Below are 13498 nucleotides of genomic sequence, written 5' to 3'. Positions count from 1 at the left end.
GGCCGCGACCAGGCATTAGCGCCTGGGTTCGCGGGCTTCGCCTTGCTCACATGCCGCGCAGGCTTTCCAGCAGCTTATGCGTGGGGTAGCCGTCGGCTGGCCAGCCACGTGCCTGCTGGGCGGCGCGTATGGCTTTGCGGGTATTGCTGCCGATGATGCCGTCAGGTGTGCCTGCATCGTATTGAGCTGCGCTCAGCAGGGTTTGCAACTCGATACGCTCGGAACGGCTGAGCGGCAGGTCATCCTTGGGCCAGCTGCCTTGAACGAAACCACCCCCCTCGAAGCGCTGCGATAGCAGGCCTACGCCGAGCGCGTAGGACGACGAATTGTTGTATTTGAGGATGGCGCGGAAGTTGTCTAGCACCAGGAAGGCAGGGCCACGGTAACCTGCTGGCAGTAAAAGGTTCGCCTGGGCCTGGCCAAGGATAGGCGGCAAGGAGGTGCCGGGCGCGAGCTTCACGCCTTGAGCAAGCCATTCAGCTATAGGCTTGCGCAGGCTGCCATCCGCTTGGGCGTAGTCGAACCCGCTGGGAACCTGCACTTCCAGGCCCCAGGGCTGGCCGTGCTGCCAGCCGGACGCTTGCAGGTATTGCGCAGTCGAGGCCAGGGCGTCCACCGCGCTGTTCCAGATGTCGCGCCGGCCGTCACCGTCGAAGTCCACGGCATGGGCGTTATAGGTGGTGGGGATGAACTGGGTCTGGCCCATAGCCCCGGCCCAGGACCCCAGCATATGCGCGGGGTCGATGTCGCCGTTTTGCAGGATCTGCAACGCTGCTACCAGCTGCTCCTGAGCGAAACCTGGCCGCCGGCCTTCATAACCCAGGGTAGCCAGCGAGCGAATCACCGACTTGTCACCCTGGAACTGGCCGAAGCTGCTTTCCATGCCCCACACGGCAACGAGTGCCTCCCGGTCGACGCCATAGCGTTGCTCGATGCGCTGCAGCACGTCGGCATATTGGGTGAGCAGTGCCTGGCCCTTGCGTACCCGTATAGGCGAAATGGCGCTGTCGAGGTATTCCCATACCGGCCGGGTGAATTCCGGCTGGCTGCGATCTGCCGTAATCACCGACGGGTCTGGGCTTACGCCGGTGAAAGCGCTGTCGAACACCTCTGTACGGATGCCGGACTGAAGCGCATGGGCACGAAATGCCGCCTGCCACTGCTCGAAGGACTGTGCAGGCTCGGCATCCGTGGCAACGGCAACGACGCTGGTGGCTGGGCTCGATGGCAGCGCATCGGCGGCAGTGGGGGTTTCCGAGCAGGCGGCAAGAACAAACAGGCTGGAAGCAGCAATGATTCGGCTGGAGCGACGACGGCAGATACGGCGAAAAAACATGCAATTGCCCAGGCATATGTAAGTGTTGGAAAACCTTAACACGCCAAGGCTGGGGGCCGCCAAGGGGCTATTGCGCGGGTAGCGCGAAACGTTGACCGGCCATCAGTAGCGTGAGGCGGGAAAGCCCTGTCCACACCGAGCCCGGCGCCTGCCCTTTGATCTGCGCGTCCAGGCCCTGGGCATCTTGTAACAGAAGGTTCCACCGTGCCGCCGGGTAACGTTGCATGGCCTTGCCGACCAGTGCGCGGCGTTTGTCCCACACTGGCGGTTTCATCTGGCTGAAGGCTTTATCCAGTGGCACGCCCTGGCTGGACAGCTGCGCTACCCCGCCAAGCGTGCGGAGTTCGCGGGCCAGCGCCCAGAGGATGACCGGCGCTTCCACGCCTTCGCCTCGCAGCCCTTCAAGGATGCGCAGCGCATGCGTGGCGTCACCGGCCAACACCGCGTCCACCAGCCCGAATACATCGAAGCGCGCACTGTCAGCGACCGCCGCCTGCACGGTTTCGAGGGTTACCTGATTGCCGTCGGCAAGCAGCTTCAGCTTTTCCACTTCCTGGGCGGCAGCGAGCAGGTTGCCTTCCACCCTGGCAGCGATCAGCTCTACTGCATCGGGATGCGCCGACAGGCCAGCCTGCGCCAGGCGTTGGTTGATCCATTGGGGCAGCTGGTTCGCATCCACCGGCCACACCTGGATGAACTGTGCATGAGGGGCATTGATGAGGGCCGAGGCCCATTTGCTTTTCTGTGTGCTGCCGTCCAGCTTGGGCAGGCTGACAAGCAACAGGGTGTCCTCGGCAGGGCGTGCCGCGTATTCGAGCAGTGCTGCCGAGCCTTTGTCACCGGGCTTGCCGCCAGGCAGGCGAAGCTCGAGCAGACGTTTTTCGGCGAAAAGGGAGAGGCTGGCGCCAGCCTGGAGCAGGCCGCCCCAATCGAAGCTGGCATCGGCATTGAATACCTGCCGCTCATCGAAGCCCTGCTTGCGGGCTGCGGCCCGGATGGCATCGGCAACCTCTTGGCATAGCAGCGGTTCGTCACCACTGACCACGTAGATGGCTGCCAAGGGGCCCTGCAAGTGCTTGCCCAGCTGGGCCGGAGGCAGTTTCAACGCAGGGGCCTCCGGGAGCTGGCAAGCAGGATCACTTGGTGGGCATTTCCATCGGGGACTGTTGCGGGGTTTCGTCGCGGATACGCTGCGCCTCGGCTTCTGCAGCGGCGTCGGCATCGGCCTTGGCATCCGCCTGGGCCTGACGCTTTTGCAGCTCGGCCGGCGTGAGCTGGCTCAGGCGCAGCATCATGCGCTGGATCAGCTCCCGGCGCATTTCGGTGCGTACACGGGTGGCTTCCTGATCCGAGCCGGTCAGGTTGTTACTGTCATGCACGTAGATCTTCTGTACATCCATGTGATCGTCCAGCAGTACACGTTGCTGGCTGCCTGTGATGGTGTAGTCCACGCGCAGGGTCATCTCCACTTCCGAGGTGCGCGCCGAGCCGCTGTAGGTGGCGCTACGGTTTTCTTCCTGCTCGTCGGTAAGCGTCAACGTATAGGGCGCGCCGGCCACGACTTGAACACCGCTGCGCTCGAGTGCGGCACGCAGGTCGGTAATGGTAGTGCCGTAAGCATCGCGAGCCTGGACGTTCAGCTCCTTGATGCCCATTTCATTGGTGCCGGTGCCGCGCAGCTGGAAACCGCAGGCGCTCAGCAGCGTGGCGAGCCCCAGTACCAGCAGGTTACGTACGATCATGGTTGTTGCTCCTTCAAACCTTTTAGCCGACGCGCCTCGGGGCGCAGGGCGCCCGCGAGGCCGGGGATCAGTTGGCGACGATATTGACCAGCTTGCCTGGCACCACGATGACCTTGCGAATGGTCTGGCCTTCGGTAAAGCGCAGTACATTCTCGTTGCTGCGCGCGGCGGCCTCGATCTCTTCGCGGCTTGCACCGGCCGGCATATCGATCTGGCCCCGCAGCTTGCCGTTCACCTGAATCACCAGCGTGAGGGTGTCCTGCACCAGTGCTTCTTCGTCGTGGGCAGGCCAGGCGGCGTCGATTACAGCTTGCGCATGGCCCAGGTGATGCCACAGGTCATGTGAAAGGTGAGGTGTGATCGGCGCGAGCAGCAGAACCACGGCTTCAAGCCCTTCCTGGAGCAACGCGCGATCCTGCGCATCGGCCTGTGGGGCTTTCTCGAGCACGTTCATCAGCGTCATTACCTGAGCAATGGCCGTGTTGAACTTGTGGTGCTGGCCTACGTCCTGGCTGGCCTGGCGGATGGCCAGGTGGATGGCCCGGCGCACGATTTTCTGACCATCGTTGAGCCCGGCGGTGTCCAGCGGCCCTGGCAGGCCCTGTGCCACATGTGCCTGAGCCAGGCGCCATACGCGACGCAGGAAGCGGTTGGCGCCCTCTACGCCCGCATCCGACCATTCGGCACTCATGTCAGGCGGCGAGGCGAACATCATGAACAGGCGGCAGGTATCGGCGCCGAACTGGTCGATCATCGACTGAGGATCGACGCCGTTGTTCTTGGACTTGGACATCTTCTCGGTGCCGCCGATCTCCACCGGCAGGCCATCGCTGCGCAGTGTGGCGGCGATGACCTTGGCCTTGGCATCGCGCTCAAGGTCCACATCCGCCGGGTTGAACCAGGTTTTGCCGCCGTTGGCTTCGGTGCGGAAGTAGGTTTCAGCGATCACCATGCCCTGGGTGAGCAGGTTCTTGAAGGGCTCGTCCGAGGTGACCAGGCCTTCGTCGCGCATCAGCTTGTGGAAGAAGCGCGCGTACAGCAGGTGCAGGATGGCGTGCTCGATGCCCCCGATGTACTGATCGACCGGCAACCAGTGATTGGCTGCGGCTGGGTCCACCATGCCGCCGGTATAGTTCGGCGAGGCATAGCGCGCGAAGTACCAGGACGACTCTACGAAGGTGTCCATGGTGTCGGTTTCACGACGGGCAGCCTGGCCGCAGCGTGGGCAGGTGCACTCGTAGAACTCGGGCATGCGAGCCAGGGGTGAACCGGCGCCGTCGGGTACCACGTTTTCAGGCAGAACCACGGGCAGCTGGTCTTCGGGAACGGGAACGTCGCCGCAGCCGTCGCAATGGATGATCGGGATCGGGCAGCCCCAGTAGCGCTGGCGGCTGATACCCCAGTCACGCAGGCGGTACTGCACCCGGGATTGGCCAAGTTCTTTTTTCAGCAGCGCGACTTCGATCGCATCGAACGCGCCCTCGAAGTCCAGCCCGTCGAACTCGCCAGAGTTGATCAATTGGCCATGTTCGCCGTAGGCAGGCTGCCATGGGGCAGGGGTAGTGTCCCCGGCGCTGGTGCGCACCACGGCCTTGATCGGAAGGTTGTACTTGGTAGCGAACTCGAAATCGCGTTCGTCGTGCGCCGGCACTGCCATCACGGCGCCGTCGCCGTAATGCATCAGTACATAGTTGGCCACCCATACAGGGAGTTTCTCGCCGGTAAGCGGGTGCTCCACGAACAGGTCGGTGGCACGGCCTTTTTTCTCCTGGGTAGCGACGTCAGCCTCGGCGACGCTACCAGCCTTGCATTCAGCGATGAAGGCCTGCAGTTCGGGGTCGTTCTGCGCGGCGAGGGTGGCCAGCGGGTGCTCGGCGGCAACGGCGACATAGGTCGCGCCCATCAAGGTGTCGGGGCGGGTGGTGAACACCTTGAGCACGCCAGCTTCGCCGATGGAGGCCTGGTCATAGGGGAAGCGTACTTCCATGCCCTTGGACTTGCCGATCCAGTTGCGCTGCATGGTCTTGACCTGCTCGGGCCAGCCCGGCAGGTCGTCCAGGCCTTGCAGCAGCTCTTCGGCGTAGGCGGTGATCTTGAAGTAGTACATCGGGATTTCCCGCTTCTCGATCACAGCCCCGGAACGCCAGCCGCGGCCGTCGATGACCTGCTCGTTGGCGAGCACGGTCTGGTCGACCGGGTCCCAGTTCACGGTCCCGTTGCGGCGGTAGATCACGCCCTTTTCGAACAGGCGGGTGAACAGCCACTGTTCCCAGCGGTAGTAGTCCGGCTTGCAGGTAGTGACTTCGCGCGACCAGTCGATCGCCAGGCCCAGGCTTTTGAGCTGGGTTTTCATGTAGGCGATGTTTTCGTAGGTCCACTTGGCAGGCGCGACGTTGTTCTTCATCGCCGCGTTTTCCGCCGGCATGCCGAAGGCGTCCCAGCCCATGGGCTGCAGCACGTTCTTGCCCAGCATGCGCTGATAGCGAGCGATCACATCGCCAATGGTGTAGTTGCGCACATGCCCCATGTGTAGCTTGCCGCTGGGGTAAGGGAACATGGACAGGCAGTAGTAGGTCGGCTTGCCGGGCTCTTCACTGACTTCAAAGGACTTTTGCGCATCCCAGAAAGCCTGGGCGGCGGCTTCGATTTCGCGAGGCTGGTAGTGTTCGTGCATGGCTACTTTTTGCTGGGGAAGTGAGTGACGAGCTGACGTGCGCAGCGGCCAACGATCCAGTGTCTTGATGAACGCCGTAGCATACATGACCCCCGGGGGGGCGTGAAACGCTGATTGCGCCTGCGCCTCCGTTGGTCGCGGCGCCAAGCTGGCGGGGCGGGTGACGCTAAGCTGTTGTGTGGGGCAAGAAGTTTCGTCAGCAGAGAGGTGAGCGGATGGTGGAAACACATCTCACAGCCATTAAACCGGAGCTTTACGAACGCTTGATCGACCGCCTGGGCCTGGCGCTGGACGCTGCGCGCACCTCGGTTCACCTGCGCAAGGAAGTGCCGGCCGAGCTCGAGCTCAAAGGCCTGAGCCGCGCTGAATTCGATTGGCTCAGTGCCTATCTGCATGCAAGCGCCGCCAGCGTGCAATCCGCGCCGGCCCGCCCGATCGTCGAGCGGGCCAGCAACGTGGCGTGGCTCAAGGACAGGCGCCGGCGGGGCAATCGGGGCAGCGCCCAGGCGATGACGTTCGAGTAGATCCTGTTACGATTCGGGCACCCAACCAGCGAGCGGTGCCCGATGTTTTTGCGTTACTTCCTCAAACAACTCTTTTACCCGCCGTGCCTGCTGATCATCCTGTTGCTGCTGGGTTGGCTGCTTCGCCGCCGCGCGCCGCGCCTGGCAACAGGGTGTTTTGCGGCAGGCCTGCTGGGGCTGGTTGCCATGAGCCTGCCGGTGGTGACCCAAACGGCTGCAAGTATGCTTGAGACAGAGCCCGTCTTGCCGGTAGCTGCCTGGGCAAACCTGGCGCAGCAGGGTGAAGTGATCGTGGTGCTGGGCGCCGGGCGGGAGCGTGGCGACCCGGCTTGGGACGGTGAAGACCAGCCCACCGGGATCGCACTTGAACGCATGCGCTACGCGGCAACGTTGGCCCGGGCCAGCGGCCTGCCCCTCATGACCTCGGGCGGCCTTCATTACGGCGAGCCACCGAGCGAGGCCGAGATCATGGCCAGGTCGCTCAAGCGTGATTTCGGCATGAGCACACGCTGGCTCGAGCCACAAAGCCGTACCACCTGGGAGAACGCTACCTTCAGCGCTGCGCTGCTCAAGGCGCAGGGCATCAGCAAGGTAGTGGTAGTCACCCAGGCCTGGCACATGGCGCGGGCGCGTTGGAGCTTCGAGCGCGCCGGCCTGCAAGTGGTCAGCGCGCCGGTAGGCTTTCTGAGCCGCAGCACCGGGCGCCCCTTCGGGGGGTGGGTGCCCGATACCAAGGCGTTCTGGCAGAACAGCCAGCTATTGAACGAGGCGATCGGCCAGTTGGGCTACCGCCTGTTTTATTGAGCCGGTGTGGTGGTAAACACCTGCCGGCGCGCCCTGGAACGCTGCCACAGTGCCCAACCGAAGATGAGCGTGCAGAGGCAGATCAGCGGCCATGAACGCCAGTGAAGGTAAGGGGTAAGCCCGCTCATGGGCACAACGTCCCCATACATTACGCCTGGTTCAAACGACGGCAGCTGCTCGGTGATCCGGCCTTGAGGATCGATCAACGCAGTGACACCGCTGTTGGTGGCCCGGATCATCCACCGTCCGGCCTCCAGTGCGCGCATCCGGGCCATCTGCAAGTGCTGGAGGGGGCCGATCGAGGTGCCGAACCAGGTGTCATTACTGATCGTCAGCAACAGGTCACTGCGTGCAGCCATACCTGCGGCAAACTCGGGATACACCACCTCGTAGCAAATGAACGGAGCGATCTCGTAGCCCTTGGCCTGCAGCAATGGCTGATCTGCCGGGCCGCGGGCAAAGTCGGACATCGGCAGGTCAAAGAACGCAATCAGGCCTCTGAGCAGGTCCTGCAATGGGACATATTCGCCGAATGGCACGAGTTTCTGTTTGAGGTAGGTCCCTTCGCCCGCACCCACCACGGTGATGCCATTGAAATAGCGGCGTTCATGCCGTACTTCCTGGCGAATCGGTACACCCGTGATCAAGGCCGACTGCCGACTGTTGGCGAAATCACCCAGGCGGTCCAGGTAACCTCTGGCATTGTCCAGCAACACCGGCACTGCCGTTTCCGGCCAGATGATCAAGTCGGTACGGCGCGCCTTCAGCGTAAGGTCCTGATAGAGCGCCAATTGGTCGTCGATCTGCGCCGGGTCCCATTTGAGGCTTTGTGCAATGTTGCCTTGCAGCGCGGCGACGCTCAGAGGCTTGCCTGCAGGCGCTGTCCAGGCGTGGCCTTGAAGGCCGTAGGCGGCCAGCCAGGGGGACACAAGCAGCACCAGAGCGGTAACCAGAGCGGCCTTGTATTGACGCATGCGCGCAAGGTTGCAGAGGATCGCGGCGGTCAGTGCCAGGCAGAACGACACCAGCCACAAGCCGCCGACAGGCGCCAACCCTCCCAGCGGCCCATCCAGCTGGCTATATCCCGCGTACAGCCAGGGAAAACCGGTAAGGAACCAGCCCCGGAAGGCCTCCTGGGCGACCCACAGCGCAGCAAACCCCAGTGAGTCAGCCAGAGGAGCGTAGGTGCGACGCAGCAGCCGTGCCCACAGCCAGGCGGGCAGGGCAAAAAACAGCGCTACCCCGGCAATGAAACCGAACATCAACAAGCCCGCCAGCAGTGCCGAAGCCCCGCCATAGGTATGAATGCTGACGTAGATCCAGCTGGTACCGGCGGCAAAGGTACCAAACCCGTAGCACCAGCCGCGTAGAAGCGCCTGGCGAGGGCTGAGCTCGCGCAGGCCTAGGTAGAACAGCGCCAGCGACAGCACCGCCAGCGGCCAGATATCGAACGGGGCCAGGGCCAGGGTGGTCAGGCTGCCGGCCACCGCGGCCAGCAGGTTACCGGGCCAGCCGGGGTGGGTAATCCAGCGCATGAAGGTCCTTAGCGGTTGATCGGGGTAATACGCAGCAAGTGAATTCGCCGGCTGTCGGCGTTGAGGATGCGGAAACGGTACTCACCGATCACGGTGGTTTCGTTGCGCTTGGGCAAGTGGCCAAAGGCACTCATGACCAGGCCGCCCACGGTGTCGAACTCATCATCGGAGAATTCGCTGTCGAAAAACTCGTTGAAGTTTTCGATCGGTGTCAGTGCCTTGACGAGGAAGTCACCACTGGGCAGCGGCTTGATGTAGCTGTCTTCTTCAACGTCATGCTCGTCTTCGATATCACCGACGATCTGTTCAAGCACGTCTTCGATGGTCACCAGGCCTGCCACGCCGCCGTATTCGTCAATCACGATCGCCATGTGGTTATGGTTGGCGCGAAACTCGCGAAGCAGCACGTTCAGGCGCTTGGACTCGGGCACGAACGTCGCAGGGCGCAGCAGGTCCTTGATGTTGAAGCCTTCGGTACTGCCCTGAAGGATAAGCGGCAACAGGTCCTTGGCCAGCAATACCCCGAGCACTTCGTCATGGTTCTCGCCCATGACCGGGTAGCGCGAGTGGGCCGCATCGATGACCGAAGGAAGGAAGTCCTTTGGCGTTTGCACGGCCTTGATGGTGATCATCTGCGAGCGCGGAACCATGATGTCCCGTACTTGCAGGTCGGCGACCTGGATGGCGCCTTCAACGATGCTCAAGGCTTCGCTGTCCAGCAGCTTGTTGCTGTGGGCTTCGCGCAGAAGCTCTAGCAGCTCCTGACGATTCTTGGGCTCATGGACAAAAGCCTGGGTGATTTTTTCCAGCCAGGACCTTTGCCCGTTGCTCGATCGATCTTCGCTCATGGCGTTGTTTACTCGTGTTCCTTGGATACAGCGGATTAAGGGGTAGGGGGCGCAGTGACGGTTTCAGCATACGGATCCGGGTGCCCGAGTTCTGCAAGCAACTCCCGTTCCAGGCTTTCCATCTCTTCAGCCTCTTCATCTTCGATGTGATCGTAGCCCAGCAGGTGCAGGCAGCCGTGGATCACCATATGGGCCCAATGGGCCTCTGGCGCCTTGCCTTGCTCCGATGCCTCACGCTCTACCACCGCGGCGCAGATGACCAGGTCGCCGAGCAGTGGGATGTCCAGCATGTCGTCAGGCACGTCCGCCGGGAACGAGAGTACGTTGGTGGCGTAGTCCCGCTGGCGGTATGTGCGGTTCAACATCTGCCCTTCCGCTTCGTCAACGAGGCGGATCGTGAGTTCCGAATCCGCCGTGCGCTGGCGTAGCGCAAGTTCGCACCATTGGCGGAATTTCGCCCCGCTGGGCACCGGGATCGAAGTGGCCTGCTGAAGGTCGAGCTCAACCATGGGGTGTGGTGTCCCGCGGCTTCGGCTCGTCGAACCGCTCGTAGGCCTCGACGATTCGCTGTACCAGCGGATGGCGGACCACATCCTTGGGTTTGAAGTGGGTGAAGCTGATGCCTGGTACGTCCTTGAGCACTTCGATCACGTGTGCCAGGCCCGAGCGAGTGCCTTTGGGCAGGTCGACCTGGGTGATGTCCCCTGTGATGACCGCGGTGGAACCGAAGCCGATCCGGGTCAGGAACATCTTCATCTGTTCGGTGGTGGTGTTCTGGCTTTCATCGAGGATGATGAAACTGTTGTTCAGCGTTCGGCCGCGCATGTAGGCCAGCGGAGCGATTTCGATCACCTGGCGCTCGATGAGCTTGGCCACGTGTTCAAAGCCCAGCATTTCATACAAGGCGTCGTAGAGAGGTCGCAGGTAGGGGTCGATCTTTTGTGCGAGGTCCCCTGGCAGGAAGCCAAGCTTTTCGCCCGCTTCAACCGCAGGCCTTACCAGCAGAATGCGGCGCACCTGTTCGCGCTCCAGCGCATCCACCGCGCACGCTACCGCCAGATACGTCTTGCCGGTGCCCGCCGGGCCGATACCGAAGTTGATATCGTTGGCCAGCACGGCCTTCACATAACGCTGCTGATTCAGCCCGCGGGGGCGGATCATGCCCTTGCGGGTACGCAGGGTGACCGCGACCTCGTTGTTCGCCGGGTCGTCCAGCTGCTCAACGGCAGATTCCTGCAGGAACAGGTGAACCAGGTCCGGCGAAAGCTCGGTGGCCTTGGTTTCCCGATACAAGCGGCGCAGGAGAAGCTCGGCGGAGTGGGTATGCCCGGGGTCGCCGATCAGCTCGAACTGGTTGCCCCGGTTGCGGATTTCCACATCCAGGCGTTGCTCAAGCAGGCGCAAATGCTCGTCGAATTGGCCGCACAGGTTGGCGAAACGGCGAGCTTCGAAGGGCTCCAGGGTGAAGCGATGGGGTTCTATGGGTGCGTTCAAGGTCGTTTTATGGCCGCTCTACGGCTGAGAAGTTGGGCTCAAGGATAACCCCAGAGCCGGCGAGGGGAAAGCGTAACGCGTGGCGCGCTCGACCGGGGGTGCAATGGGTCACGGTAGTTGCGTGGGCGCTTCGCGGCAAGCACCAGCGGTGGAATCGTGCCGAAGACAGCGTGGTATGATCGGCGCCCTTTTTCTTTCCAGTTGTTACTCCTGCCTACGATGACCAAGCGCGAAGAACCTATTTACAAAGTGATCTTCCTGAACCAGGGCCAAGTGTTCGAAATGTATGCCCGGCATATTTACCAGAGCGACCTGTGGGGCTTTCTCGAGGTAGAAGAGTTCGTGTTCGGCGAACGTACCCAGATGATCGTTGATCCGGGCGAAGAAAAGCTTAAAGCCCAGTTCGAAGGCGTTACCCGCAGCTTTGTGCCGGTGCATTCGATCGTGCGGATCGATGAAGTGGAGCGGCTGGGCACCGCAAAGATTTCCGACGCAAAAATGACCGGCAACGTGATGCCGTTCCCAGTGCCCCTGCCCGAAAAATAGCCTACGGAAGCGGAGCGAAGGGGGTGCGCCCGTCCGCGGTCTGCAGCTCGAGCAGGTATTTGCGGAAAATCTGCCCCAGCACCTCGGTAGCGCGTTCCAGGTCTTCGTGGCTCATGCTGGCCGACACCTCGTCGGCGGAGTCCAGGGCATCCTCGGCTCCGTTCACGGCTGCCATTTTCAGCACGATATAGGCCTGGATATTGTTCGCCGGCACGCCTTCGCCCCGGAAAAACATCAACCCCAGGTGATACTGAGCGTCGGCATTGCCCTGCAACGAAGCCTGCTCGAAATAATTCAAGGCCTGATTGAGGTCGCGCTCGGTCTGCTTGCCGTCGTAATAGAACCGGCCGAGTTCGTACTGCGCCTGGGCGTCCCCACCTGCCGCCGCCTGCTGGCATGCCGTAACGGCTTGGGCGAGCGAAGCAGGAGCGGTATCAAGGGTGCAGCGGCTGGGGGCAGGCACCAGCAACGAATTGCCGTCAGCTTGAGCCAGCAGCGGACCGAGAAGCAACAGGCAGCCCATGGCGAGGGCGCGGCCGGTGCGGTTCATGGGGATCGATTTACCTCTGAGCGGGCGGGCAGTGCCACCCTCGGGATAACAATGTGCGCATTATGAAATAAGCCGGTCACACCTTACAAAGTCTTTACTCGGATTTTTCCGTGATAGCCACACGCCATAGGGGGCGCGTGGCTCGGCGTTGCCCCTTACAGCTGGGCGAAGGCCCGCTCCGCAGCGTCCAAAGTGATCTTCATTTCCGCTTCGCCATGAGCAATGGAGGTGAAGCCCGCTTCGAACGCGCTAGGCGCGAGATAGACGCCACCGTCAAGCATGAGATGGAAGAACCGCTTGAATCGTTCCGCGTCGCTGGCCATCACATCCTGGAAGGTGACGATATCGTCGGCACCGCTGAAATAGAGCCCGAACATGCCGCCCGCCTGGGTGGTTACGAAGGGGATCTGTGCCGCGTCGGCGCGCTGCTGCAGGCCGTCCAGCATCGCACTCGTGTAGGCCGTCAATTCGTCATGGAACCCCGGGCGGCTGATCAGCTTGAGGGTAGTCAGCCCCGCAGCCATGGCCAGAGGATTACCTGAAAGCGTACCGGCCTGGTACACCGGGCCCAGCGGTGCGATGTGGGACATGATCTCGCGCTTGCCGCCGAAACAGCCCACCGGCATCCCGCCGCCGATGATCTTGCCGAAGGTGGACAGGTCTGGCGTGACGCCGTAATACGCCTGGGCACCACCGAGCGCAACGCGGAAGCCTGTCATCACTTCGTCGAAGATCAGCACCACGCCGTGGCGGTCACACAGCGTGCGCAAGCCTTCCAGGAAGCCTGGCGCTGGCGGCACGCAGTTCATGTTCCCGGCCACGGGCTCAACGATGATGCAGGCGACTTCCGAGCCCGACTCGGCCAGGGTTTTTTCAACTTCGTCCAGGTCGTTGAAGGGCAGGGTGAGCGTGTGGCGCGCGAAGGCGGCCGGCACCCCTGGTGAACTTGGCACCCCCAGGGTGAGCGCCCCGCTGCCGGCCTTTACCAGCAGGCTATCGGAGTGGCCGTGGTAGCAGCCTTCGAACTTGATGATGCTGTCGCGCCCGGTGAAGCCTCGGGCAAGCCGAATGGCGCTCATGGTGGCTTCGGTGCCGGAGCTGACCATCCGCACCATTTCCATGGAGGGCACCAGCGAGCACACCAGCTCGGCCATGTGGGTTTCCATCTCGGTGGGCGCGCCGTAGGAAAGGCCATGCTCGAGCTGATCCCGTACGGCTTGAAGCACGTCTGGGTGGCTGTGCCCCAGGATCATCGGGCCCCACGAGCCTACGTAGTCCACATAGCGTTTGTCGTCTTCGTCGGTCACGTACGCACCGGCCGCATGCTTGAAGAACAGGGGCGTACCGCCAACGCTCTTGAACGCGCGGACAGGTGAATTCACGCCGCCGGGGATGTGTTTCTGGGCGGCGGCGAACAGGTTTTCAGAGCGGGACATGGGACAATT

At 62.4% G+C, this 13498-nt stretch carries 13 protein-coding genes; 3 read left to right on the top strand and 10 right to left on the bottom strand.

Annotation, left to right across the window (positions count from 1 at the left end; all coding sequences use genetic code 11):
- Nucleotides 1–46: 46 nt before the first annotated feature.
- The 4 genes from G7016_RS19730 to leuS all read right to left on the bottom strand — a co-directional run bounded on the left by G7016_RS19730 (nt 47) and on the right by leuS (nt 5752).
- Nucleotides 47–1336, bottom strand: a complete 1290-nt coding sequence (locus G7016_RS19730; protein WP_181117421.1) for a lytic murein transglycosylase — start codon at nt 1334–1336, stop codon at nt 47–49.
- Between the two features lie 67 nt (nt 1337–1403).
- A complete protein-coding gene (gene holA, locus G7016_RS19725) occupies nt 1404–2441 on the bottom strand; it encodes a DNA polymerase III subunit delta (protein WP_181117420.1) in 1038 nt (345 codons plus the stop codon).
- A 31-nt stretch (nt 2442–2472) separates the two neighbouring features.
- Complete coding sequence (locus G7016_RS19720; protein WP_181117419.1) at nt 2473–3078, bottom strand: LPS-assembly lipoprotein LptE; 606 nt, start codon at nt 3076–3078, stop codon at nt 2473–2475.
- Nucleotides 3079–3145: 67 nt separating this feature from the next.
- Nucleotides 3146–5752, bottom strand: coding sequence for a leucine--tRNA ligase (gene leuS / locus G7016_RS19715; RefSeq protein WP_181117418.1), 2607 nt, complete (start codon nt 5750–5752; stop codon nt 3146–3148).
- 215 nt (nt 5753–5967) lie between these two features.
- Here leuS and G7016_RS19710 point away from each other — a divergent pair, with 215 nt between their 5' ends.
- Nucleotides 5968–6276: a hypothetical protein gene (locus G7016_RS19710; protein WP_181117417.1), complete on the top strand. Its 309-nt coding sequence runs from the start codon at nt 5968–5970 to the stop codon at nt 6274–6276.
- 42 nt (nt 6277–6318) lie between these two features.
- Complete coding sequence (locus G7016_RS19705) at nt 6319–7080, top strand: YdcF family protein (RefSeq protein ID WP_181117416.1); 762 nt, start codon at nt 6319–6321, stop codon at nt 7078–7080.
- Here the strand turns inward: G7016_RS19705 and lnt are convergent.
- From lnt to G7016_RS19685, 4 genes are read right to left on the bottom strand one after another with little or no spacing between them, the layout of a single operon-like run.
- Entirely contained in the window at nt 7074–8615 is a 1542-nt protein-coding gene (gene lnt, locus G7016_RS19700) for an apolipoprotein N-acyltransferase (RefSeq protein ID WP_181117415.1), read from the bottom strand. The genes G7016_RS19705 and lnt overlap by 7 nt on opposite strands.
- 8 nt (nt 8616–8623) lie before the next feature.
- Complete coding sequence (locus tag G7016_RS19695) at nt 8624–9463, bottom strand: HlyC/CorC family transporter (RefSeq protein WP_181117414.1); 840 nt, start codon at nt 9461–9463, stop codon at nt 8624–8626.
- A 35-nt stretch (nt 9464–9498) separates the two neighbouring features.
- Nucleotides 9499–9972 (bottom strand): rRNA maturation RNase YbeY, encoded by a 474-nt coding sequence (ybeY, locus tag G7016_RS19690; protein WP_181117413.1) that lies wholly within the window; start codon nt 9970–9972, stop codon nt 9499–9501.
- Nucleotides 9965–10957, bottom strand: a complete 993-nt coding sequence (locus G7016_RS19685; protein ID WP_181117412.1) for a PhoH family protein — start codon at nt 10955–10957, stop codon at nt 9965–9967. Before G7016_RS19685 ends, ybeY begins: the two co-directional genes overlap by 8 nt.
- A gap of 219 nt (nt 10958–11176) precedes the next feature.
- Here G7016_RS19685 and G7016_RS19680 point away from each other — a divergent pair, with 219 nt between their 5' ends.
- Nucleotides 11177–11503: a DUF1820 family protein gene (locus tag G7016_RS19680; protein ID WP_181117411.1), complete on the top strand. Its 327-nt coding sequence runs from the start codon at nt 11177–11179 to the stop codon at nt 11501–11503.
- A 1-nt stretch (nt 11504) separates the two neighbouring features.
- Here G7016_RS19680 and G7016_RS19675 read toward each other — a convergent pair whose 3' ends face one another.
- Together G7016_RS19675 and hemL are read right to left on the bottom strand one after the other, a co-directional pair.
- On the bottom strand, nt 11505–12053 hold the full coding sequence (locus G7016_RS19675; protein WP_181117410.1) for a tetratricopeptide repeat protein: 549 nt from the start codon (nt 12051–12053) through the stop codon (nt 11505–11507).
- 155 nt (nt 12054–12208) lie between these two features.
- Entirely contained in the window at nt 12209–13489 is a 1281-nt protein-coding gene (gene hemL / locus G7016_RS19670; protein ID WP_181117409.1) for a glutamate-1-semialdehyde 2,1-aminomutase, read from the bottom strand.
- Between the last annotated feature and the right edge of the window lie 9 nt (nt 13490–13498).

This window comes from Pseudomonas japonica (assembly GCF_013522925.1).
In the GTDB taxonomy this organism is placed as follows: domain Bacteria; phylum Pseudomonadota; class Gammaproteobacteria; order Pseudomonadales; family Pseudomonadaceae; genus Aquipseudomonas; species Aquipseudomonas japonica_A.
The sequence above is the reverse complement of the archived record's forward strand: the minus strand, read 5'-3'. Positions and strand labels throughout refer to the sequence as shown.

Coding starts and splice junctions, on each gene's coding strand:
- G7016_RS19730 (WP_181117421.1), bottom strand. CDS start 1,336: ATGTTTTTTCGCCGTATCTGCCGTCGTCGCTCCAGCCGAATCATTGCT.
- G7016_RS19720 (WP_181117419.1), bottom strand. CDS start 3,078: ATGATCGTACGTAACCTGCTGGTACTGGGGCTCGCCACGCTGCTGAGC.
- leuS (WP_181117418.1), bottom strand. CDS start 5,752: ATGCACGAACACTACCAGCCTCGCGAAATCGAAGCCGCCGCCCAGGCT.
- G7016_RS19710 (WP_181117417.1), top strand. CDS start 5,968: ATGGTGGAAACACATCTCACAGCCATTAAACCGGAGCTTTACGAACGC.
- G7016_RS19705 (WP_181117416.1), top strand. CDS start 6,319: ATGTTTTTGCGTTACTTCCTCAAACAACTCTTTTACCCGCCGTGCCTG.
- lnt (WP_181117415.1), bottom strand. CDS start 8,615: ATGCGCTGGATTACCCACCCCGGCTGGCCCGGTAACCTGCTGGCCGCG.
- G7016_RS19695 (WP_181117414.1), bottom strand. CDS start 9,463: ATGAGCGAAGATCGATCGAGCAACGGGCAAAGGTCCTGGCTGGAAAAA.
- ybeY (WP_181117413.1), bottom strand. CDS start 9,972: ATGGTTGAGCTCGACCTTCAGCAGGCCACTTCGATCCCGGTGCCCAGC.
- G7016_RS19680 (WP_181117411.1), top strand. CDS start 11,177: ATGACCAAGCGCGAAGAACCTATTTACAAAGTGATCTTCCTGAACCAG.
- G7016_RS19675 (WP_181117410.1), bottom strand. CDS start 12,053: ATGAACCGCACCGGCCGCGCCCTCGCCATGGGCTGCCTGTTGCTTCTC.
- hemL (WP_181117409.1), bottom strand. CDS start 13,489: ATGTCCCGCTCTGAAAACCTGTTCGCCGCCGCCCAGAAACACATCCCC.